Annotated in this window: 24 protein-coding genes; 12 read left to right on the top strand and 12 right to left on the bottom strand. The window is 31.5% G+C overall.

Annotation, left to right across the window (positions count from 1 at the left end):
• The first annotated feature begins 10 nt into the window (after window positions 1–10).
• The 4 genes from OS191_RS12975 to lspA all read left to right on the top strand — a co-directional run bounded on the left by OS191_RS12975 (window position 11) and on the right by lspA (window position 4,478).
• Window positions 11–1,282, top strand: coding sequence for a chloride channel protein (locus tag OS191_RS12975; RefSeq protein WP_267156140.1), 1,272 nt, complete (start codon window positions 11–13; stop codon window positions 1,280–1,282).
• Between the two features lie 158 nt (window positions 1,283–1,440).
• Window positions 1,441–2,991 carry an NAD(P)/FAD-dependent oxidoreductase gene (locus OS191_RS12970; RefSeq protein WP_267156139.1) on the top strand — a complete coding sequence of 517 codons (1,551 nt, stop codon included), beginning with the start codon at window positions 1,441–1,443 and terminating at the stop codon, window positions 2,989–2,991.
• 96 nt (window positions 2,992–3,087) lie between these two features.
• Window positions 3,088–3,981, top strand: coding sequence for an ACP S-malonyltransferase (gene fabD, locus OS191_RS12965; RefSeq protein ID WP_267156138.1), 894 nt, complete (start codon window positions 3,088–3,090; stop codon window positions 3,979–3,981).
• Window positions 3,981–4,478: a signal peptidase II gene (lspA, locus tag OS191_RS12960; RefSeq protein WP_267156137.1), complete on the top strand. Its 498-nt coding sequence runs from the start codon at window positions 3,981–3,983 to the stop codon at window positions 4,476–4,478. The genes fabD and lspA overlap by 1 nt, the downstream gene beginning before the upstream one ends.
• 33 nt (window positions 4,479–4,511) lie before the next feature.
• Here lspA and OS191_RS12955 read toward each other — a convergent pair whose 3' ends face one another.
• From OS191_RS12955 to OS191_RS12945, 3 genes are all read right to left on the bottom strand, one after another.
• Entirely contained in the window at window positions 4,512–4,703 is a 192-nt protein-coding gene (locus OS191_RS12955; RefSeq protein ID WP_267156136.1) for a hypothetical protein, read from the bottom strand.
• A 167-nt stretch (window positions 4,704–4,870) separates the two neighbouring features.
• On the bottom strand, window positions 4,871–5,893 hold the full coding sequence (galE, locus tag OS191_RS12950) for a UDP-glucose 4-epimerase GalE (RefSeq protein WP_267156135.1): 1,023 nt from the start codon (window positions 5,891–5,893) through the stop codon (window positions 4,871–4,873).
• Window positions 5,886–7,019 carry a DegT/DnrJ/EryC1/StrS family aminotransferase gene (locus OS191_RS12945; RefSeq protein ID WP_267156134.1) on the bottom strand — a complete coding sequence of 378 codons (1,134 nt, stop codon included), beginning with the start codon at window positions 7,017–7,019 and terminating at the stop codon, window positions 5,886–5,888. Before OS191_RS12945 ends, galE begins: the two co-directional genes overlap by 8 nt.
• A gap of 82 nt (window positions 7,020–7,101) precedes the next feature.
• On the opposite strand from OS191_RS12945, the gene OS191_RS12940 reads away from it, so the two are divergent.
• From OS191_RS12940 to OS191_RS12930, 3 genes are all read left to right on the top strand, one after another.
• A complete protein-coding gene (locus OS191_RS12940) occupies window positions 7,102–8,346 on the top strand; it encodes a 3-deoxy-D-manno-octulosonic acid transferase (protein ID WP_267156133.1) in 1,245 nt (414 codons plus the stop codon).
• 107 nt (window positions 8,347–8,453) lie between these two features.
• Window positions 8,454–8,828 carry a hypothetical protein gene (locus OS191_RS12935; RefSeq protein WP_267156132.1) on the top strand — a complete coding sequence of 125 codons (375 nt, stop codon included), beginning with the start codon at window positions 8,454–8,456 and terminating at the stop codon, window positions 8,826–8,828.
• Between the two features lie 202 nt (window positions 8,829–9,030).
• Window positions 9,031–9,867: a universal stress protein gene (locus tag OS191_RS12930; RefSeq protein ID WP_267156131.1), complete on the top strand. Its 837-nt coding sequence runs from the start codon at window positions 9,031–9,033 to the stop codon at window positions 9,865–9,867.
• A gap of 286 nt (window positions 9,868–10,153) precedes the next feature.
• Here OS191_RS12930 and OS191_RS12925 read toward each other — a convergent pair whose 3' ends face one another.
• The 9 genes from OS191_RS12925 to OS191_RS15540 form a co-directional block, all read right to left on the bottom strand.
• A complete protein-coding gene (locus OS191_RS12925; RefSeq protein ID WP_267156130.1) occupies window positions 10,154–10,573 on the bottom strand; it encodes a hypothetical protein in 420 nt (139 codons plus the stop codon).
• Window positions 10,574–10,592: 19 nt separating this feature from the next.
• Window positions 10,593–11,966 (bottom strand): MBL fold metallo-hydrolase RNA specificity domain-containing protein, encoded by a 1,374-nt coding sequence (locus tag OS191_RS12920; RefSeq protein WP_267156129.1) that lies wholly within the window; start codon window positions 11,964–11,966, stop codon window positions 10,593–10,595.
• 3 nt (window positions 11,967–11,969) lie between these two features.
• Window positions 11,970–12,806, bottom strand: a complete 837-nt coding sequence (locus OS191_RS12915; RefSeq protein ID WP_267156128.1) for a restriction endonuclease — start codon at window positions 12,804–12,806, stop codon at window positions 11,970–11,972.
• Window positions 12,807–12,817: 11 nt separating this feature from the next.
• Window positions 12,818–13,666: a universal stress protein gene (locus tag OS191_RS12910; protein WP_267156127.1), complete on the bottom strand. Its 849-nt coding sequence runs from the start codon at window positions 13,664–13,666 to the stop codon at window positions 12,818–12,820.
• Window positions 13,667–13,681: 15 nt separating this feature from the next.
• Window positions 13,682–14,530: a universal stress protein gene (locus OS191_RS12905; protein ID WP_267156126.1), complete on the bottom strand. Its 849-nt coding sequence runs from the start codon at window positions 14,528–14,530 to the stop codon at window positions 13,682–13,684.
• Window positions 14,531–15,088: 558 nt separating this feature from the next.
• Complete coding sequence (locus tag OS191_RS12900) at window positions 15,089–15,475, bottom strand: hypothetical protein (RefSeq protein WP_267156125.1); 387 nt, start codon at window positions 15,473–15,475, stop codon at window positions 15,089–15,091.
• Window positions 15,476–15,486: 11 nt separating this feature from the next.
• The gene (locus OS191_RS12895; protein WP_267156124.1) at window positions 15,487–16,329 is read right to left on the bottom strand and encodes a universal stress protein; all 843 of its coding nucleotides are present in this window, start codon (window positions 16,327–16,329) and stop codon (window positions 15,487–15,489) included.
• A gap of 84 nt (window positions 16,330–16,413) precedes the next feature.
• A complete protein-coding gene (locus OS191_RS12890) occupies window positions 16,414–17,469 on the bottom strand; it encodes a response regulator (RefSeq protein WP_267156123.1) in 1,056 nt (351 codons plus the stop codon).
• Between the two features lie 34 nt (window positions 17,470–17,503).
• Window positions 17,504–19,921, bottom strand: coding sequence for a PAS domain S-box protein (locus OS191_RS15540; RefSeq protein ID WP_323370131.1), 2,418 nt, complete (start codon window positions 19,919–19,921; stop codon window positions 17,504–17,506).
• A 171-nt stretch (window positions 19,922–20,092) separates the two neighbouring features.
• Here OS191_RS15540 and OS191_RS12875 point away from each other — a divergent pair, with 171 nt between their 5' ends.
• From OS191_RS12875 to OS191_RS12855, 5 genes are all read left to right on the top strand, one after another.
• A complete protein-coding gene (locus OS191_RS12875; protein WP_267156122.1) occupies window positions 20,093–20,503 on the top strand; it encodes a hypothetical protein in 411 nt (136 codons plus the stop codon).
• Between the two features lie 14 nt (window positions 20,504–20,517).
• On the top strand, window positions 20,518–21,417 hold the full coding sequence (locus OS191_RS12870; protein WP_267156121.1) for a mechanosensitive ion channel family protein: 900 nt from the start codon (window positions 20,518–20,520) through the stop codon (window positions 21,415–21,417).
• Between the two features lie 18 nt (window positions 21,418–21,435).
• Window positions 21,436–22,656, top strand: a complete 1,221-nt coding sequence (locus OS191_RS12865; protein WP_267156120.1) for a metallophosphoesterase — start codon at window positions 21,436–21,438, stop codon at window positions 22,654–22,656.
• A gap of 68 nt (window positions 22,657–22,724) precedes the next feature.
• A complete protein-coding gene (locus OS191_RS12860) occupies window positions 22,725–23,180 on the top strand; it encodes a pyridoxamine 5'-phosphate oxidase family protein (RefSeq protein ID WP_267156119.1) in 456 nt (151 codons plus the stop codon).
• An 11-nt stretch (window positions 23,181–23,191) separates the two neighbouring features.
• Complete coding sequence (locus OS191_RS12855; RefSeq protein ID WP_267156118.1) at window positions 23,192–24,079, top strand: DnaJ C-terminal domain-containing protein; 888 nt, start codon at window positions 23,192–23,194, stop codon at window positions 24,077–24,079.
• Window position 24,080 lies beyond the last annotated feature (1 nt).

Below are 24,080 nucleotides of genomic sequence, written 5' to 3'. Positions count from 1 at the left end.
CAATCACCCAGTGAAACTAAAACGCAAAAGGCAGTTAGTTACATACCTCAATCTTTTAGATCAACCCATCCAATTTAACCCATTTGTTTTTAGTAGAAAATTTTTATTATGGGCCTTATTAGGCCTGCTTGGTGGCTTTATAGCTGGATTATATTGGATTACATTAGAGTTTTTAACCCATCAACTTGCCTTCTTTCAAGGTTGGTTGGTAATTCCTACTATGGCTATTTGCGGATTACTTGCAGGTCTAGTAATTCATTTTATTGGCGATCCTGGAGAAATTCAATTAATAGTAAATAACATTCGGTTCAATAAAGGAAAGCTAGATCCTAAAAACAATCCATCTATGCTTTTATCTTCCTTACTTTGTATAAGCTCCGGAGGGAGTTTGGGTCCAGAAGCTCCGTTAGTTCAGGTTATTGGGTCTTCGGGAACTTGGTTAGGGAAATTATTCAGATTAAAAGGCGAAGACTTACGCTCTATGAGCATTGCAGGAATGGCCTCAGGATTCACAGCCATGTTTGGCGCTCCTTTAGGAGGTAGTTTATTTGCCTTAGAAATATTACATCATGAACATGCGGTAGAATATTACAAGGCCATCATGCCCGCATTTGTTGCTAGCTGCTTTAGTTATGTTGTTTTTGCACTAATTACTCAGCTAGATCTTGGAACTTTATGGATTTTACCAAGCTATGAAATGCTAGATAAGTTCGATTTCTTATACGCCGTATTTTTTGCAATTATAGCTACATGCTTTGGTTGGTTTTTTATTTTTTGCACCAAGTTTTTAAAAAATCTATTTCAAAAATTACATGTTCCTATTTATATCAAAACATTAATTGGTGGAATTTTATTGGGAATAATCGTCTATTATGTACCAATTACAAGATACTTTAGTCACTATGAACTTTCTACACTCTTAACAAGCGACTTTTCAATTCAGATGCTAATTGCTATTTTATTTTTAAAAATATTAGCCATTTCCGTTACAGTTACCTCTGGGTGGCGAGGTGGATTTATTATCCCTTTATTCTTTACTGGCGCAACCTTAGGTCTAATAATTCATCACTTTATTCCATCCATAAGTTTATCGCTTACCATTGTAAGTTGTATGGCAGCCATAAATGCCTGCGTTACCAGAACTCCAATGAGTACTACAATTTTATTAGCAACCTTAACAGGATTCTCTTACTTTATACCTATTCTTTTTGCTAGTTTAACCGGTTATTTTTTAGCTCCTAAAATTCCTTTTATTAGTGCACAGATGACGGGTGAAGGCTAACAGACTTAAGCCTTCAGATAAAGTGTTGCCTTTAAATTGGATGACACTTAGATAAATTTTATAAGTCAATTAAAATAATTCTATTAGAGCCATCACCTAATATCAAAACAACTTGACAAAATTCTCTAGGATTTCTTATTTTTCAGTAATTTTACCACATGATAAAAGCGCTTCAGCTACGCATTAGTTTAAAAGAGGAAGAAATTCCGAATATTCTTCTAATAAAATCTGCCGAAAACCTAGGCATAACCAAGGACAAAATCTCTGGTGTAAAAGTACTTCGTAAATCTATTGACGCGCGAAAACCAAAAATAATTTTAAATTACAAAGTAGCCGTTTATATTAACGAGCCTGTTCCGGAAACTTCCGAATACACGTTTGATTATAAAGATGTTTCAAAAGCCAAACCTATACATATTATTGGTTTTGGACCGGCAGGAATGTATGCTGCTTTGCGTTGTATTGAGTTAGGATTTAAACCTATTGTCTTAGAACGTGGCAAAAATGTGCAAGACAGACGACGCGATTTAAAAGCCATAAATCAAGATCATTTTGTAAACGAAGATTCTAATTATTGCTTTGGCGAAGGTGGTGCTGGAACCTACAGCGATGGAAAACTATACACCAGAAGCTTAAAACGTGGAGATGTTAGGCGTATTTTTGAAAACTTGGTATATCATGGAGCTACAGATCAGATTTTAGTTGATGCACATCCACATATTGGCACTAATAAACTTCCAAAGGTAGTCACCAATATTCGTGAAACTATTATAAAATACGGTGGTGAAGTGCATTTTGAAGCTCGTGTAAGCGATTTCAAAATTAAAAACAATAAAATCCAAGCCATTCAATTATTAAATGGTGAAGAATTACCAGCTAATCGTGTCATTCTAGCTACCGGTCATTCCGCACGAGATATTTATTATCTGCTGCGTGACAAGAAAATTGCTTTAGAAGCCAAGTCGTTTGCCATGGGAGTTCGCGTAGAACATCCACAGCACATTATAGATTCCATCCAATATCATTGTTCTGGAGACAGACACGAACTACTTCCTGCAGCTTCATATAGTTTAGTCCAACAAGTAAACAACAGAGGTGTCTATTCCTTTTGCATGTGTCCTGGAGGTTTTATAGTTCCAGCTGCTACTGCCAATGGCGAAGTAGTTGTAAATGGGATGTCCCCCTCAAAACGAAACAACCAATTTGCAAATTCAGGCATTGTTGTGGAATTAAATGTGGATAGAGATTTTCCTAAATACGAACACTTTGGAGTTTTAAAAGGTTTGGAATATCAGAAAGACTTAGAGCGTTTAGCCTTCACTGCTGGTGGAAGAACACAAACTGCTCCTGCTCAAAGATTAACCGATTTTGTTGAAGGGAGATTTTCATCAGATTTAAATCCTACGTCCTATCAACCGGGAATAAATTCATCACCCTTACATTCGCTTTTACCAAAACTTATTGGTGGGAATTTACGTCAAGGTTTTAAAGCTTTCGGAGAAAAAATGAAAGGATATTATACTTCTGAAGCCAATATAATTGGAGTAGAAAGTAGAACCTCATCTCCTGTTAGTATTCCTAGAAATGAACATTTAGAACATCCGGAAATAGAAGGCTTATTTCCTTGTGGAGAAGGTGGCGGATATGCTGGAGGGATTGTTTCTGCTGCTATGGATGGAGAACGTTGTGCTGAGGCTGCTTGCCAATAGAGTTTTCTATCTCAATATCTAGTCCCACTGAATCTAAAAACTGCAACCGAAAACTAATAATTAATTCCTATTTTTGCAGCATTAAAATTAATACATATGAACGCATTTATATTTCCGGGTCAAGGCGCACAATTCTCAGGAATGGGTTTAGACCTTTACGAAAGCTCAACTTTAGCTCAAGAATTATTTGAACAAGCCAATGGTATTTTAGGTTTTTCAATTACTGATGCGATGTTTCAAGGAACAGCTGAAGATTTAAAAGAAACTAAAGTTACACAACCTGCTATCTTTTTACATTCGGTTATTTTAGCTAAAATTTTAGGTGATAGTTTTAAACCTGATATGGTTGCTGGACATTCTCTTGGTGAGTTTTCTGCGTTGGTTGCAAATGGGACTTTAACTTTTGAAGATGGTTTAAAACTTGTTTCTCAACGTGCTCTTGCCATGCAAAAAGCTTGTGAATTACAACCAAGTACCATGGCTGCTGTTTTAGGTTTAGACGATGATATAGTTGAAAAAATATGTGCTACTACTGAAGGCATTGTTGTTCCTGCAAACTATAACTGCCCAGGGCAACTTGTTATTTCTGGAGAAGTTGATGCTATAAACAGAGCTTGCGAAAGCTTAAAAGCAGAAGGTGCCAGACGTGCTTTAGTACTACCTGTTGGAGGTGCTTTTCATTCTCCTTTAATGGAGCCAGCTCGAGAAGAATTAGCAGCTGCCATTGAAAACACTTTTTTTAATAAACCTAATTGTCCAATTTATCAAAACGTAACGGCTTCTGCTGTTTTAGACGCTGTAGCCATAAAAACTAATTTAATTTCCCAACTGACTGCTCCAGTAAAATGGACCCAATCTGTTGAACAAATGATAACTGATGGCGCAACCTTATTCACTGAAGTTGGTCCAGGAAACGTTTTACAAGGCTTAGTAAAGAAAATTAATAGAGAAGCACAAACAGCTTCAGCCACTTATACAAAAGAATCTTAATGAAATTATCTCGAAATACATTTATTGTTCTTCTTATTGTATTTAATATTGCTTTAGATCAGATTACTAAAGTTTTAACTAGACTTTATGTTACTCCAGGAAGCGAAACACCAATAATTGGAAATATATTCACTTTACATAATGTAGAGAATGCAGGCGCATTTCTTGGAATGGGAAGTGATTTAAATCCAACATTAAGACTCATTTTTCTGTTAGCTCTTCCTATTCTTGTTTTAGGGTATGTCACTTTTCATATTATTACAAATAAAGATTTAGACAGAATGTCTTTAATAGGATTCTGTTGTATTGTTGGTGGAGGAATTGCCAATGTTTACGATAGAATAGTTTATGGTTCTGTAACAGATTTCTTCCATATAGATTTAGGAGGCGTGTTTAGAACAGGGATTTTTAATTTTGCAGACATGTCAGTCATGCTAGGACTTGGGCTCCTTTTATTTTCAGGATTAAAAAAAGGAAAAGAAACAAAAAACGCATAAAAAAAGCCTCTTATTTAAGAGGCTTTGATTTTTTTATCTTGCTAGATTACAAGCTTTGCAATCTTTAACTTCACCGTAATAGGTTTCTCGATATTTGTGAATTGTTTTAATTGGAATACTTAAAAAAGCTTTCTTAATATAAGTTACTTTTGTAAGTAGCTCTCCCATTTTAGGTGTGTACCTTTTCTCTTCAACTGTTTCTCTTTGTACTGTAATCAATTTCATATTTTCCGTTATCATTTGGTACAAAGTAACGAATTTGCATACAAAAAACCAAACAAAATAGCTTAAAAGACTGTTAATCAGAAACTTATTTTTAATCTGTTAATAGATAGGCTATATTATTATCAGATTGACATTATAAGAAGGTGTTTGTTAAAGAATTCTTAATTTTAAGACTTGGATATCTTTTGTTCCCATTTCCAAGCCGATTTCATAGCGTCATCTAAGGATAATTTTGAAGTCCATCCTAATTCTTCATTTGCTTTTTTAGTATCTGCGTAAACAGAAACTACATCTCCTTCTCTTCTTTCTGCTATTCTATAATTTAATTTTTCGTTAGAAACACGTTCAAAAGCATGAATAACTTCCAATACAGAACTTCCTGTTCCTGTTCCTAAATTAAAAACTTCATAATTAGATTTATTATTTTTCTCTAAAAGCCTTGATAGAGCTGTAACATGTGCTTTTGCTAAATCTACTACGTGAATATAGTCTCGAATGCACGTACCATCTGCTGTTGGATAATTATCTCCAAAAACAGCAAGCTGATTTCTTTTACCTATGGCTGTTTGTGTAATAAAAGGAATTAGATTTTGTGGTACACCAAGAGGCAATTCGCCAATAAATGCTGTTTCATGAGCTCCAATAGGATTGAAATATCTTAAAGAAATGGCTTTAAAATTACTGGTAACCTTACATAAATCCTGAATAATCTCCTCTCCTATCTGCTTAGTATTACCATAAGGTGATAAAGCAGGTTTAATTGGTGCCGCTTCATTAATAGGTAAAGCATCTGGCTCTCCATAGACCGTACAAGAAGAACTAAAAATAAAATTTGAATTTTCTAGTTTGGTATATTCTTGAAGTAAATACACCAAGGTATTGATATTATTTTCATAATACATTAAAGGTTCCTTGACACTTTCGCCTACAGCTTTACTAGCTGCAAAATGAATCACTCCATCAATATTATGGTGTTTTTTAAAAAACTCTTGAACTAAATTTTTCTCTTTTAAATCTATATTTAAAAACTCAGGTTTTATTCCTGTAATAGCAACTATACCATCTAAGACCTTTATAGAAGAATTTGAAAGATTATCGATAATTACTACTTCAAAACCTTTATTTTGAAGTTCAACAACAGTATGAGACCCAATAAACCCAAGGCCTCCTGTAACTAAAATTTTAGCCATGTATATATTCTATAATTTTAGATACTATGAATTTAATTTGCTCATCATCCAATTCGGTATGCATTGGTAAAGAAATAACATCTTTTACTAATTGGTTTGTAACTTCAAAATCTGCTTCGTTATAACGCGAATCTTTATAAGCTTTTTGTTTGTGAAGTGGAATTGGATAATAAACACCACAAGGAATATCATTGTCATTTAAAAACTTAACAAGTCCATCTCTGTCCACATCTTTTAATTTTAATGTATATTGATGAAACACATGATTTTCTGGTGCACCATATTCAAAAGGTGTTGATATTTCATCTATATGTTTAAACGCGTCGTTATATTTATTTGCAGCTTCTCTTCTAGCTTTATTATACCCATCCAATTTTTGTAATTTGATATCTAAAACGGCTGCTTGAATGGAGTCTAATCTGGAATTTACACCAACCACATCGTGATGATAACGTTCGTACATGCCGTGATTTACGATTCCTCTAATGGTATGTGCTAAATCATCATCATTAGTAAAAATAGCACCTCCATCTCCATAACATCCTAAGTTTTTAGAAGGAAAAAAAGACGTTGAAGCTACATGGCCAATCGTTCCTGCTTTGGCTTTTTTACCATTGCTAAACGTGTAAGTTGCTCCAATAGCTTGTGCATTATCTTCAATAACATATAAGTTATGCTCCTTAGCAATCTCCATAATGGCTTCCATATTGGCACATTGACCAAATAAATGCACGGGAACTATCGCTTTGGTTTTTGGTGTAATAGCTTTTTTTATAGCTTCGATGTCTATATTAAAATCGTCAGGATTTACATCTACTAAAACTGGAGTTAATTGCAATAAAGCAATTACTTCTACGGTTGCTGCAAAAGTAAAATCGGCCGTTATCACCTCATCTCCTGGCTTTAATCCCAAGCCCATCATGGCTATTTGCAAAGCATCTGTACCATTGGCACAAGGAATTACATGCTTGACTCCTAAATAGTTTTCAAGGTTTTTTTGAAACTCATGAACCTTTGGTCCATTAATGAAAGATGTGTTTTCAATAACTTCCTGAATGGCAGGATTAACAGCATCTTTTATATCTTTATACTGACCTTTTAGGTCAACCATTTGAATTTTTTTCATACCCTACGAAATTACGAAATTAGTAAACGTTAAGCAATGAAATTTTATTAAAGAAGTGTATTTTAGCAAGAAAGATTCAAAATTGCAACTAATTTATAATTTAGGGATTTACTTTACACAAATGGTATTGAAGGTGATTTCATGGTTCAACCTTAAAATAAAACTTGGCGTAAATGGAAGGAAAGATACTTTCAACATCTTAAAAAGTAAGATTTCTAAAACCGACAAAACCCTATGGTTTCATTGTGCCTCTTTGGGTGAATACGAACAAGGTCTACCCGTTTTTAAAGAGTTACGAAAAACACATCCAAACCATAAAATAATTTTAACCTTCTTCTCTCCTTCAGGATATGAGATTAGAAAAAACACAGAGATTGCAGACGTTGTAGTCTATCTTCCTCTTGACACAAAAACCAATGCCACAAAATTTTTAAATCTAGTTCACCCAGAATTAACTGTATTTGTAAAGTACGATATATGGCCAAATATTTTAAATGAGCTTAAAAAAAGAGAATTAAAAGCTGTTTTAATTTCGGCCTTATTTAGAGATAACCAAATCTACTTTAAGTCTTATGGTGGATTTATGAAAATGGCTCTATTTGCCTTTCAACATATATTTACCCAAGATGAAAATTCAAAAAAATTACTAGAAAGTATTGGCTATAAAGATGTAACTATTTCTGGGGATACAAGGTTCGATCGTGTTTACAGTCAATTAGAACATGACAATAAGTTGGATTTTATTGCTGATTTTAAAAATGATAAGCTTTGTGTAGTCGCTGGAAGCACATGGCCTGAAGATGAGATGTTGTTAGTAGATTACATCAATTCCTATGAAACCGACGCAATAAAATTTATTATAGCACCTCATAATATAAAAACAGCTCAGATACTAAAACTAAAACAATCCATTAATAAAAAAACAGTCCTCTTTTCTGAAAAAGAAAAAAGTGATATTTCTGAGTCGCAAGTACTCATCTTAGATACTATTGGATTACTTACTAAGGTTTATAGCTATGCAAATATTGCTTATGTAGGTGGTGCAATAGGTAAAACTGGCTTACACAATACTCTTGAGCCTGCTGTTTTTGGCATTCCAATTATTATTGGCCAACATTATGATAATTTTCCTGAAGCAAAAGCCATGATAAAAAATCAAGGCATGTTTTCTGTTGTAAATTCAAAAAAATTAACACAACTGCTTGACAAACTTATAAATAACTATAATTTTAGAAATGAAACTGGACAAAAAAACTTAGAATACATTAAAAATAATAGAGGTTCTGTCATCCAAATCATGTCTTTTATACGTACATATGAAGATTAATTTATAGAATTGAAATAATTATGTTAAAAATTGTTAATAAACTTGCAAAAGTTACACAATTAGTTATTAAATTCGCTCATTAATTTTTAACACTAAAACTTTAACTAATGAAAAAATTATTATTAAGTACTGTATTATTATTGTGCCTAAGTTTAACTTTCACTTCTTGTAGAGATACAAAAGAAGAAAACGCTGCTGATGCAATGGAAAACGCTGCTGATGCAATGGAAGAAACTGCTGATGATGCTATGGATGCTGCTGAAGAAGCTGCTAAAGATGCTGAAGAAGCTGCTGACAACGCAATGGATGCTGCTGGTGAAGCTATTGATGAGGCTGGTGAAGCTATCGACAATGCTGCTGATGCAACAGGAGAAGCTATTGATGACGCTGCAAATGCAACTGAAAAAGCTGCTAAAGATGCTGCTGATGCAACAAAAAAAGCTGCAAATGACGCTGCAAATGCAGTAAAAGGAGGTAACTAATTACATTATACTTCAACAAAATTATAAGACTCTCAATAACTTGAGGGTCTTTTTTTGTTTATAAATGACTAATATCATATCTGCAACATTATATTTTTTATAATTTTAGTCTAGATTATAAGCAACTAACAGTCTTGGCTTATTAAAACAATTAAAAAGTCATTATTTAGTTGTTGCTTTTGAAATAAAAACACAGATACCCATGAAGCAGATTCTATTACTAACAGATTTTTCTAAAAATTCCAAAAATGCTATAAACTACGCTTTAGCGCTTTTTGAAAATGAGGCTTGTCATTTTACTATTCTACACATTCCAACAAAATCAGTTTATACAACAAGCGATTTAATGTCTGCTGGTAATAAGAGTATTTATGATTCTTTAGTAAAAAAAGCAAAACATAAATTAGAGAAGTTTGTAAAAACGTTAGAGACTGCTTCGTTAAACAAAAATACTACGTTTGAACCTGTTGTTGATTACGATACACTTACAGATTCTGTAAACCAAATAATAAACAAAAATAAAATAGACCTAATTGTTATGGGTACCAATGGGGCTACTGGAGCAAAAGAAGTCATTTTTGGCAGCAATACCATAAATGTTATTAGAAAAGTAGATTGCTCTACTTTAGTTGTGCCTAAAGGGTTTTTATATAAAAAACCTGAGAGCATATTTCTACCATTGGATATGTTAGACTCTTTAAACAGCCATGCTTTTTTAAAACTAAAAAACTACATTAAACAGTTTAATACCTCTTTGAACATTCTAAGAATCAACCCAAAGGACGACACTTCTATAGAAGTAGAAAAAGATCAGGAATATATCCAAACACATCTTAAACATGTTACACATTCATATCAATTGGTCAAAAACATGGCAACACATGATGCTGTAGATAATTATTTACAAACGCAAGATATCGACCTTATGGCCTTACTTGTTCAAAAAGAGACAGCTTTTGAACGGTTTCTTACAGGTTCTGAAACAAAAAAAATAAGCCAAGACTTAAAAGTGCCTTTACTTATTTTACATAGTGATTAAACTCTTTTTGACACTTTTTGGTTGTACCATAATATGAATGAAATTGAAAATAAAAAGACTGCCTGAAAATCCATTAAAACTTTTAAAACTCAGCCTTATTTAATTTCTAACTAACAATATGGAACTTGACTAAGTTTTACTTTATAAGTAAAAAAATTTTAAAAGATTCAGACAGCCTACTATTAATATCTAGGGAGATATCTTTTCTTGGACACAAATTTAAGAATGAAAGCAAAGTTTTAAAATGATATCTATCAGTTATTTATGCTAAAAAAATATTCATCTATCATTCTGTTTTAATAACAGCTGGCAAAAAATTATAGATTTCTAATTTCAATATTCTTATTTGATTGATTAGTTTGTGAATCTTTTTTTCTGATTCGTTATATGTGTCTATAAAATAATTATCGCAAGCCAGCTCATCGCATTTTTTTTTATTTCTAATTTGATTTGCTTGAAAATTAGCATCAATTATTAGTTTTCCACATTTACTACTGTAATTGTTAAGCTCTTTTTTATAACGTTCTAGATCTTCAAAAAGATTCATTATTTTATTTTTATAAATATCGGCAGACATCAAAAACTGTAAAAAGTGTAATTCTTCTTTAAGAATTTGAAGTTTTTCAATTTGAGAGTTCATGGTATATTGCAATTCATCAATAGATTTTTCTCTATTAAAACTTTTATATTCTAGTTGCGTATTCATTATCTAACCATTTAAAAAATTATAACATAAGTGTTTCTACATCTGAAAGTTTTGGAATACAAGCGTTCCAATTATATCTGTCTTTAATTTTAACTCTAAAAGCATCTAATGCTGTAGGTTCACCATGAATTAAATAGACTTTTTCTGGAATGTTTTTAATGTTCTCCATCCAATCTAATAAGTCCTTTTGATCTGCATGAGCCGATAAACTCTCCATGTGTTTAATACTTGCTTTTACAGGATAATATTTACCAAAGAACCTAATTTCATGAGCTCCTTCCAGTAATTGTCTGCCTCGCGTTCCTTCTGCTTGATACCCAACTAATAAAACTGTTGTTGATTCTTCGTCTATCAGCTGTTGCAAATAGGTTAAAACTCTCCCTCCAGTTACCATACCACTTCCTGCAATTACTATTTTTGGACGTTTATCATCAATGGTTTCCCAGGTTTCTTTATAAGATTGAATAATATTTACATGGTTACACATAGCTCGATATTCTTCATCTGAAAGTTTATGCCATTTTGGAAACTGTTTAAACACTTCCAATACGTTATTTCCCATAGGACTATCAATAAAAATAGGAATGTTTGGAATTTTGTTTTTCTGATACAATTTCCAGAGAATATACATTAACGTTTGAAGTCTTTCTACAGCAAAACTTGGTATAATTAAGCTGCCTTTTTTATGAATGGTTTCCTTAACTAGTTTAGATAATATCTCTTCAACATCTTCTTCTGGATGCAATTTATTTCCATAGGTACTTTCAATAAACAAAAAATCTGCCCATTCTGGCCTTTTAGGTTTATCTAATAAATAATCGTTGACTCTGCCAATATCGCCGGAAAACACAAAGCGCTTTCCAGATATATCTAACTCGATAAATGTGGCGCCAATTATGTGTCCGTTATATTGGAATCTGTATGAAATATTTTCAGTTAATTTAATCCACTTATCATCCGCTTCTGCTTGAAACATTCTTATGGTTTTTTCTGCTTCGCGAATGGTGTAAAAAGGCAAGGCTGGATTGTGTTTTGTATAGTGTTCCTTGTTAGCCTTTTCTGCTTCTTCTTCATGGATTTTAGCACTATCCCTTAATATAATTTCTGCAATGGCAAGAGTTGGAGCTGTTCCAATAATTTTACCTTGAAACCCTTGTTTTACAAGTCTTGGCAAATAACCTACATGATCTAAATGTCCATGTGTCAACAAAACCACATCAATTTCTTCTACATCAACAGATAAATTAGTCCAGTTTAGCTCTCTTAATTCTTTTAAACCTTGAAACATGCCACAATCTATCAAGATGTTTTTTTCTGAAGTTTCAATCAAAAACTTAGATCCCGTTACCACTCCTGAAGCTCCTAAAAAATGTATTCTAACAAAATTTTCCATGACTTAGCTATTACATAGTTGTTTAATTTCTTTTAGAATTCTTTCTTTTCTAACTTCGGAAACACCTAAATGATCGAGATAAAAAGCATCTCCAATTAAATCTTTACACAAAACCACATCTCTACTTAGCAAAAACTGTTTTTCTCTTTTTGTAAGAAGTGTTGAAACCGTTATAGGATACAATCCTAATCTGTCTATTTTATCTTTTAAAGCATCCTCTTTGGGATAATCCCAACTTAGTAATTTTAAGCCTATACATTTTCCATATTGCAAGGCATCTTCCGTAAAACGCGTATTGGTTACAACCCAACCTTCATTCAAATTAGATTTATGTGATTTAGAATCCCAATGTGTTTTTACATCTTTAAATCTAGCTGCTATATAAAGAGGAACTTTTACATTGCAATTCCGGCCTTCTTCACTATGGAATTTACATTCCACAATAGTTGTTTCTTCATTTTTATGAGCTACAACATCAATCTCGTGAGTTACACAATGACCTTGTAATATTTTCCCAACTTGAGCTTTATATCCAGAATATGTAAAAATAGCTGCTATAAAATTTTCAAAGGGAAAACCTGTTGGACCAAGTTCGTATATAGCCTTTTTTAATTTGTATTTAGAAGCAAAATAGCTTTTCTTATTTTTCAATAAAGAAAAGGCTCTATTATAAATTTCTTTGGTTGAAATACCTTGATATAATTCGTCACGAACCTTATCAATTATCTGACTTACGAGTTCTTTATCTGCTCCGGAATGGTTTAAAGAGGCTCGTAACTTTTCTAACGAAAATTTTACCTTTTCGCCAGAAGATTTAATAATTTCTATGTTAGGATCCATGTTACAATGTATTACTTCCTTGCTTTTGCCGGTATCACCAAAAATGGAATGTTTAAATGAAACCCTATTTGACTAATTGTGGATTTGAAAAATAAATTTTCAAAAAACGAGTGTTTATTATTTATCATGATTAGCATATCGGCTGGAGACTCTGCTTGAAAATCGCTAATTGCCTGAGTTATTTCTTGATTTTTTACACTAAAAAACTCGAAATTTAAATCTTTAAATAAACTTGATAAAGTAGCTTTGTTTTTTTGTTGATTTGAAGCTAAATCTCTTCCATAAGATACATTCAAAACATTAATCTTAGTCTGATGCATTTTGGACAACTCCACAAGTGGCTTAACCTGTTCGTTTTTATAATCAATTTCATAATCTGTTGGGAATAAGATATGACTTGGTGCTTCAAAATTAAAACTATCTGGTATAGCTAGAACTGGACATTTTGCTTGTTTAAAAATATGAACTGCATTGGATCCAAACAGTACTTCTTTTGCACCTGTTGCACCCTTTGTTCCCATAATCACATAATCTATTTGGTGCTCTTTAACTTGTTCTGCAACCTCTAAAGTTAAGGTGTTAAACACAACTTGGCCTTTAAAACTATGATTAGGATTGTTATACTGCTCATTAATTCTTTTTTCAAAATCTTCTAAACTTTTAAGAGCCTGCTGTTTTACAATATCTTCCAAACCAATTTGCGAAGCGCTCATCATCACGTATTCTAGATGATACACAATAGGTGTATAGGTGTGCAGTAAATAAAATGTGCATTTTTCGTCTTTAAACAATTGCAATGCATAGGATATGGCATTCCATGAATTTTCTGAAAAATCTGTTGGTAATAATATCTTTTTCATGATTTTAATTTTTAATTAAATACGTTTAATGTTCTGTAAAGCCAAAAACGGAATTTCTAAGTGTAAACTAAGTTTAGAAATTGTGCTTTGAAATAAGATATTTTCTAAAAATGAATGTCTGGTATTTACCATAACTAACATATCCACATCATTTATTTCAATATAATTTAAAATTGATTTTGTAATATCTTTATTTTTAATGTTTAAAAAATTGATTTGATTTTTACACAATTCATTATTAATAAACCTTTTATTGTCTTCTTGCCTCATAGAGAGTTTATCACTTTTTGAAATATATACCACATCTATTTTAGCTCTAAAAGGCACTGCTAATTCGCAAAGTAATTTTAATTCTCTTCTCTTATATGGAATCATATAATTGGTAGGAAACATGATGTGTTTTGGCTGGGTGTATTTATAATTTTCTGGTATAGCCAAAACAGGGCACTGCACATATTTTAAAACTTGCAACGTATGAGAACCAAAGGTTAATCTTCTGTCGTTTGTTTCTCCTCTTGTTCCCATGACAATAACATCTATATTTTCCTTGTCAACAATTTTATCTGCTTCATCTACAAGAATATTATTGGTAGAAATTATGTGGTATTCATGTCTAGGGTTGGGTGAAATATCATTAATGAGTTTTAGGACATTCTCTAGCTTTTTAGTCGACGTTTTATGAACCTGCTTGGTAATTGTATCCAGTTTTTGTCTGTTCAATAACGTTTCGTCTGCATAGATTTCATCCTGATATGCGTGCATGATATAAAACTGACTTATATCGTACTTAAAAAGCTCCAAAGCATATTTTATAGCATTGAAAGCATTATCTGAAAAATCTGTAGGTATTAATATTTTCCTCATGGTATCAATATTGATTGTAGAGATAAAGTTAGCCAAAACATGAAGGGAAAACTATGATAAATATCAGAAGAAAAAATCTATATAAAACAAAAGCGAGAAAGATAATCTTTCTCGCTTTTTAGGTGTTCTATAGTATTTAATAACCTTTTTAAAAGTTATAAATCTATCTTATTTTATTAAGATAAATTAAATTCGGTTATATAATTACTCAAGAACCCTTAATTTGGTTATGTCCTTTTAAAACAATAACCTTTAACCATATAAACACTAATTTATGGTATAAAATTAAACATTTTATTAGAGCTATTTTATGATATATATCAGTTTAAAAAAAGAAAGCCAAAATTTAAAATTTTGGCTTTCTAAGATTAATAGCTTAAATCTAATAATGATTCCTCTTTCATTGTTAGATTATATTGAAGGCTATCTAAAAAGATAGTCCTTAACAAACTATACATCATGAATAACAAACTATCGTTTTAATATATCTCTAAGATAAAGCCAATTTTAAAAATTAAAAATGACATTTATCAGTTTCATTATTTTTTTATAATAATATTAATATGGAACTATATTATAGGCTATGTTTAAAAGAAAAATCCCTAACAGAAAAAGCAACATATAAATTACCTGAACAAATTTTACATTTATATAGTTAAGCCTCTTAACGGTTTGTTTAGGAAAGGTAAATAATGTTAACCCTTTAAATAATGCCATCCAACCTATTAAGGTAATTATAAGTTTCCAGTTAGGGTCCCAAATATTGTGAAATAAAATATTTAACAAACCAACTATAATGGCGACAAACGAAGTAATAATCAGGAACTTTTCATCTCTCAAATCATTAAAAACTTGTTTAATGCGTCTGGGATTAAAAGTAAGAATTACAAAAAAGATAATTAAATACCAACCCCAAAATTTAGCTAAGAAAATAGATGTATCCATAATTTATTTATTTAATTGTGTAATACTAAAAACGGAATATTAATGTGATAGCTTATTTCTTCCACTTTTGAATGAAACAGAATTTGTTGAAAATAATTCAAATTTTTGCCTATCATAGTTATCATGTCAACATCTCTACTCTCAACAAAACATTGTACAGCTTTTTCCACTTTTTTATTGGTTAAAAAATGAAAACTATGTGGGTTTGCATGAAAATAATCTTCAAGCAACTCTTTGTTTTGCATTTGATCTCTGTTTAAATCGGTTTGTCTTTTACTAATGTGAACAACTCTAAGAGCTGCTTGATTATCTTGAACTATTTTTAAAATTGGTTCAAGCGTATTGATGTTGTATTGCAATGAAAAATCTGTTGGAAATGCAATTTCTTCAATTTTCTTAAACGATGCGTTTTCTGGAACAACCAAAGTAGAACAAGCCACTTTTGTGATAACATCTCCCGCATTACTACCAACAATAACTTTTCTTAAACCAGAAGCACCTTTGGTTCCCATAACAATAAGATCAATGTTTTTTTCTTCTACATGTTCTCTTATAGATTCCACAAAAAAATTGTAATCGGAAATGGTATAGAATTTATGTTTTTTACTTTGTGGCTTGTACCCAATAATACGTTTTAACATATTATCCAATTGCATTTTTGCAGGTTTGGTATAAACATCTTCAATAACTTCCTGAGTAGGCAAATATGGCGCGTGACTTATGGCAGCGTGACTTAGTCTATTAACGTGTAGTAGGAAAAAATTACATTCTATCTTCTCATGAAAATCTAGAGCATACTTAATAGCATTCCATGAGTTTTCTGAAAAATCCGTTGGTAATAAAACATTTTTCATCATTCAATAACTTAAAACTCAAAAGTAAGCTTGAAGTGTAAACTATAAAATGATATAAATCATATAGCCCTTATTATAGGCCTTTTAATATATTTCCTTAAGCCTTTCAATATCTAGAATCTTTATATTTCTACCTTCAATTTCAATAAGGCCTTGTTTTTTAAAAAGGGTCATGGTTCTTATTAAAGTTTCAGTAGCAATTCCAGCCACACTTGCCAAATCGTTTCTTGAAATTCTGATAGGTTCGTCTGGTTTTCTATTTAACTTTTCTGAAAATTTAATAATAGTTTGAGCTGTTTTTTGGTTTACAGAACCATAAGCCATTTGTAGTAATTGTTCTTTTACATGAAATAAATTATCTGTAAGTAATTGGATTAACTCAAGTGTTACTTCATGATTGTTAACTAAAACATCTTTTAATATATTTTTAGATACACTTACTAAGGTTGTTTCTTTTATAGCCGTGGCAGACTCTTGATATGGAATATTTTGAATAAAAGATGTGTAACCAAACAAATCGTCTTCTTTATAAAGGGCTGTTATTAGTTCTTTACCTTTTTCGTCTAGACTATGGCATTTAACAATGCCTTTGGCTATTAAAAAAATAGCATTAGAATGTTCGCCTTGTTTATAAATATTCTGACCTTCTGTATAATGTATTGTTTCACCATTATCGTCTAAAAAATTCTTTAAATCGTTTAAAGTTCTTAAATCATCTTCCTTATTTCCTGAAACAGGTTCTTCTATGCTGTTTCTGGTTTCTTTAACAATAGCAGCTTTAGCTAATCTGCTTTCAATGGCACTTATTAAATCGGTTTCGTTAAAAGGTTTGGTTATATAATCGTCAGCACCTAAATTCATTCCTTTTCTAACATCTTGCTGTTCTGTTTTAGCCGATAAAAATATAAATGGAATATGTTTAGTTTTAGGACTTTTAGATAATTCTTCAAGAACTCCATAACCATCTAATTCTGGCATCATAATGTCGCAAACAATAATATCTGGAAGGCTGTTTTTTGTCATTTCAACTCCCATTTTCCCATTAGAAGCAGTTATTACCTTATAACTAGAAAGCTCTAATAACTCGGCTGTGTTTTCTCTTAAAACTTCGTCGTCTTCAATTAATAATATGGTTTTCATTTGTTGGTTTTTAAAAATCAAGCTTCTATGCTTCTTAGATTGGTTTATTTGGTATTGTAATTATAAAGGTGCTTCCTACATGTTCTTGGCTTACAAAGCTTAAAGAGCCACCTAGATTTTCTAAATGGTTCTTAACAATATTGAGTCCGATTCCTGTGCCCTGAATGGTTAATACATTTTCAGCCCTAAAATAACGATTAAATATATTCTTTTGGTCTGCTTCTGGAATACCAATGCCTTCATCTTTAATTTTAAAAACGGTTTGATGTTTATTTTGAGACAATTCTATGTCTATATGCCCATTTTCTGATGAATATTTAATGGCATTATGAACAATATTTGACAAGGTGAGTTCTAATATTTTTTCGTCTTGATGTAAAGACAAATCATCTATGTTTTCTGGATATTTTATTTTTTGACCATCTTTTAAAAGCATATTCGAGTTATAAATAACTTCGTTTAACACTTTACTTAACTTAAATGTTTTAAAATGATAGGTTACTTTTCCGGATTCCAGATTTTCAACCGATAGGAAATCGTTTAAAATATTGTTCAAATTATTTACAATATTGGTAATTGTGTCTATATGTTTATTTCTCTTATCCTGCTGATCTGCCAAAGTGTATTTTTTCAACAACATGGCAGACGTTAAAATTCCACTTAAAGGTGTTTTAAATTCATGAGACACTAATGATAGGAACTTGGTTTTTAACTCGTTTAACTCTATCTCTTTTTTAAGTGCTATTTTTAACTCTAGAGTCTGTTCTTCAACCTGTTCCTGTAAGTCTTTGGCATAACTTTCTAGTTGAGATTGTGTTTCTTCTATATATTTATTAGTTAAGTGTTTTTCAATAGTAATGCCTGCAAGTTTAACACCTACCTCAACCACTTGCTTATTTATATTTGAAAATGCTCTGTCTTCTTTTCTAAAAATAGCGAAAACTCCTAAAATGCTATTTTTAGAAGACATAATTGGTTTTGTCCAACTTGCTTTTATTCCATATGGTAAAACTAGATCCTTGAAGTTCTCCCATAATTCATGAGTTTCAACATGAGATATCATCGTTTCTTTTTCTAGAAATATTGCCATACCACTTACATCTACGTCCTTACCAATTAATATATTGTTTATAGTTTCTCCATAAGATTCTGGTAAACTTGGTGCTACCAAACTTTTTAATTTTTTCTCCTCTTGATTTAATAACAAAATGGAAACATAAACATCTTCAAACTGTTCTTCTATTAAGTAAGAAATATCTTTTAAAATGAATTCTAGAGATGTGTCTAAAACAATTAATTCCAGAATGTGATTTTGCTTAATTTTAAACAATTCCTGTGTCTTTCTTTCTGTAATATCGAGAATTACAGCAAAAAACACTTCTTTATCTTCAAAAACGGACAATTGCAAATGCACTTCAACAGGATAGGTGCTTCCATTTTTACGTTCATGAATTGTTTCAAACTCTAATTTTTCAACACGCTTTTTTAATAAGTCTTCCACTTGATTTTTAAACTTATCTAATGTGTATTCTGGCTTAATATCAACAGGAGTCATCTGCTTTAATTCATCTAAAGAATAGCCTAAATTTTTAACAGCTCCATAATTTGCATTTAAAAACTTTAAGCTACTAGAATCAAACACATAAATTTCATTTAAAGACTCATCTAAAATGGAGGCAAAATGCAATTCGTTCTCTTCTGCTAATTTACGTTTGGTAATATCATTTTGAATTCCCACAAAGTGCGTAATAATTCCCAAATTGTCTTTTATGGGAGTTATACTCAATTCGTTCCAAAACATGGTACCATCTTTTCTGTAATTACGTAAAATTACATGGCACATTTGTCCTTTAGAAATCGCATTTTTTATTTTGTTAATACTTTTTTGATCTGTATCGTCTGCTTGTAAAAATCTGCAATTTTTATATAGTATGTCTTCTTGAGAATAACCTGTAATTTTCTCAAAAGCTTCATTGGCATAAATAATTGGATGATCTTTTTGTAATGCATCCGTTATAACAATTCCATTACTCGCATGCTGTAAAGCCTTGCTTTTTACATGTAAATTCTTTTCAATTTCAACACGTTTTGTAATATCAATCACCAAGGCCATAACAAATGTTTCATCTCCAACAACCATGGGATTTAACCCCACTTCAATAGGAAAAACACTGTCGTTCTTTTTTACCCCATGCAGAACTCTATCCATTCCCATAGAGCGTTTCTCTCCATTTTTAAAAAACTCTTTAAAATATTTGGTGTGATTTTTATGAAAATTTACAGGTATCAAGCTGCTAAGTTGTTTGTTTAAAAGCTCTCCTTTATTATAACCAAACATTAGTTCTGTGGCCGAATTTAATGCAACTATTTCTTGATTTTCATTTACTATAACAATGCCTTCGGAAATGGCTTCGGATAAATTATGAAAAACATCATGGTTATTTGTTAGCATGGGAAATTTTAAATAAATATGAATCCTTAAAGTTAGCTATTTTTTATAATATCAATTCATTTTAAAGCCTAAACTAATGTTAGATTTTAGTTAAAACCAAGGTCTGATGGATATCATTTCATATCTATTTATCTATCTTTAAATTGTTTTTATAATCAACAACTTAGTATTATGAAAAACAAAAAGAATCTTAACGTGCCATTTTACGAAGTTCTTGGAAAACTATTTTACGCTGTTGCAGCAGCCGATGGAGTTGTAGAGCTTTCCGAGGTTAATAAATTAAAAGAAATTATCAGAAAAGAATGGCTCTTAGTTGACGAAACTGAAGATGCCTTTCAAACAGATGCTGCTTATCAGATTGAAGTGGTTTTCGATTGGCTAGACTCCCAAAACAACTTAAATAGCGATACGTTATTTGAAAAGTTTGTGTCCTATAAAAACGAACAAAGTCAATTTTTCACGCCAGCAATTAAAAAGTTGATACTAAAAACAGCTCATGCCATAGCCACTAGTTTTTCAGGCAAGAATAAATCGGAGCTTATTATTCTTGCAAAATTAGAAATGGAATTGAGAAAAATATAATCCATTAAATGCATATGAATCAATTTAAAGATTTGATTTTAGAAAACCCAACAATTTACAGCATACTAAAGTTTGTATTGATAGTTGCTTCCGTGCTTCTTGTCGTTCAATTTCTAAGACGTTTTTTAAGAAAAAATATTTGCGATACAACTGCGCGATATAAATCGCAAAAAGCTATAGAATTTATAGGGTATGTATTGTTAGTCATTCTATCTTTTTCATATTTTACAGGTAATATTAAAGATCTAACCTTAGCTATTGGATTGTTTTCTGCAGGAATTGCTTTCGCACTTCAAGAATTAATTTTAAGTATTGCAGGCTCTATCTATATTTATGTTGTTAATGTATATAAACCAGGAGATAGAATTGAAATTAATGGCATAAAAGGAGATGTTATAGATGTAGATAGCATGTATACGACCATGATGGAAATTGGTCAATGGGTTTCTAGCGATAATTACAGTGGACGAATTGTAAAATTAAGTAATGCCTTTGTTTTTAAAGGCCCTATTTACAACTACTCTCAGAACTTTCCTTTTATTTGGGACGAATTTAATCTACCTATAAAATACGGTTCGAATGTAGAATTGGCCAAGTCTTTAGTGATTGATATTGCTTCGAAGGCATTATCTGAATACACGGTTAATTCTAGAACAAAATGGAAAGAAGTGGTTAATAAATATTATATTGAAGATGCGCAGGTAGAACCTACTCTAGCCATTTCTTTAACTGATAATTGGATTCAGTTTAACTTAAGATATATAGTAGATTATAAAAAACGAAGGTTTACAAAAAATGAATTACAGGACAGCATAAGAAAAGCTTTTGAAGCCACAAAAGGCCAAGTTGTTTTTGCCTCAACAACTATTGAACTTGTTAAAATTCCAGATTTAAAAGTTGACATTAATAAGTAAAAGATATTATTTCAAATCATGAAGAGTTATTCGCTATTTACCATTTTACTTTTGTGCTTTGCCATTTTTGTGGTGGATTTCTTAGCTTTTTACGGGTTAAAATCTATTACCAGCCTTATGTCTTCGGATATTTTAAGACACAGTACCCATATCTTATTTTGGTTTTTTACATTCGGGTTGATTGCTGCCATAATTACCCTTAAAATTAGATTAGATGACATTCAACCAAGAAGAAAACAGTTGCTTATTTCCTCTTTATACGGTCTAACCATTTCATCTTTTATCCCTAAGATAATTTTTGTAATTGTTATGGCCATTCTCATTTTTACCAACTATGTATTTGACAAAAAAACCTTGCTCCTAATTATTCCGTTTATTGGTTTGTTTGCCGGCTTTTTACCATTTTTTGTAATAACTTATGGCATCTTTAAAGCTAGATATAACTTTAAAGTCCATGAGATTAGACTCTCTTTTTCTCATTTACCAAAAGAGTTCCATGGCATGAAAGCTGTTCAAATTTCCGATTTACACTTAGGAAGTTTTAATCATCGTTTTCATATTTTAGAACGTGCCATTAAAAAAATCAATCAGTTAGAACCCGATTTACTTTTCTTTACAGGAGATCTTGTAAATAATTATGCTTGGGAATTACGTGGTTGGCGCAAAGCTTTCAGGCATTTTTCACCTGAAATAAAAAAATATGCTGTTTTAGGAAATCATGATTATGGTGATTATAGCCAATGGGACTCCAAAGAAGATAAGGAAAAAAACTTTCAAGCAATTAAAACTTTTTATAAAGAAAACGACTTCAAACTCTTATTGAACGAATCTGAAATTATCGAAAACGAAAACGAAAAAATTGCGATTGTTGGTGTAGAAAATTGGGGAAATCCACCTTTTAAACAATATGGCGATTTAAAGAAAGCTTTGAATGACAGCAAAAATATTCCATTTAAAATTCTTCTGTCTCACGACCCTTCTCACTGGGACCAAGAAATCAAGAACCAAACCAATATTGCACTTACGCTGTCCGGTCATACACATGGCATGCAAGCAGCATTTAAATTAAAAAATAAAGAATGGAGTCCCATAAAATATAAATACAAACAGTGGGCAGGTTTATACAATCATAAACAGCAATATTTATATGTAAACAGAGGTCTGGGTTGGCTTGGTTTTCCTGGCAGATTAGGAATGAGACCAGAAATAACCTGTATTGAATTTAAAAGGGATGAATAGTTTAAAAAACATCTCACGAAAAAACGTTAAATTAGAAACTAAACCTATTGCAGGTAAAAAACAAAAATATGATTACAGATTTAGAAACCAAAGAATGTCATTTTATCCTTGAAAACAATTACATAGGTCATTTAGGATATATCTCTGAAAACAAACCTTATGTGGTACCAATTACCTATTTCTTTGATAAAAAAGAGGACCATATTATTTGCTATTCGGCCGAAGGACATAAAATACAAGCCATGCGAAAAAACAAGCAAATCTCTTTGCAAGTAGGAGAAGTACATTCTGTTAATCAGTGGAAGTCTGTGCTAGTTCATGGGGATTTTGAATTACATTTTGGAAACGAAGCAAGAGCTTATCTCCACGTGTTTTCTTTAGGTATAAAACATATTATTACTGAAACCGAGTTTCAAAAAGTGAATTTTATAAGGGAGTTTTCAAGTAAAATAGAAAAAGACGAAGCAGCTTTTATTTTTTTAATAAAAATTGATAGTTTAACGGGTAAAAAAAGAAACCAATAGCAAGATAGGATATGGCATATATAGATTATTATAAAATATTGGGTGTTCCAAAAAATGCGTCTGATAAAGACATCAAAAAGGCTTACAGAAAATTAGCTAGAAAATACCATCCAGATTTAAATCCCAACGACAAAGTAGCTGAAAAGAAATTCAAGGAAATTAACGAAGCTAACGAGGTTTTGAGTCATCCAGAAAATCGTAAAAAATACGACGAACACGGAAAGGACTGGGAACAAGCCGAAGCATACGAAAAAGCCAGACAACAGCAACAACAACATCAAAACAGTAGACAACAACAGTATTCTGGCGGATTTAACGAAAGTGATTTTTCAGATTTTTTTGAATCCATGTTTGGAGGTGCGTCTAGACAAGGAGGTCGTAGTACCATGTTTCGCGGACAGGATTTTAATGCCGAATTGCAACTGGATTTAAAAGATGTTTATACCACTCATAAACGCACCCTAGCAGTCAATAATAAAAATATTAGAATTACTATTCCTGCCGGAGTAGAAAATGGTCAGACAATTAAAATTACTGGCCATGGTGGAAAAGGAGTAAATAAAGGTCCTAATGGCGATTTATATATAAAGTTTGTTGTAGTAAACAAAACCAATTTTAAAAGAGATAAAAGTAACCTGTACAAAACAGCCAATTTAGATTTATACAAGTCTCTTTTAGGAGGAGAAGTTACTGTAGATACGTTTGATGGAAAGGTGAAATTAAAAGTAAAACCAGAAACCCAAAACGGTACTCAAGTAAAGCTTAAAGGCAAAGGTTTTCCTGTTTACAAAAAAGAGGGCCAGTTTGGAGATTTATACATTACTTATAATATAAAAACCCCTACAAACCTGACAGAGAAAGAAAAGGAATTATTTACTGAATTAGCAAAATTAAGATAAT

Source organism: Xanthomarina sp. F2636L (genome assembly GCF_026410195.1).
GTDB lineage: Bacteria > Bacteroidota > Bacteroidia > Flavobacteriales > Flavobacteriaceae > Xanthomarina.
Note: the sequence above shows the minus strand (reverse complement) of the source record. Positions and strands in the feature narration are given on the sequence as shown.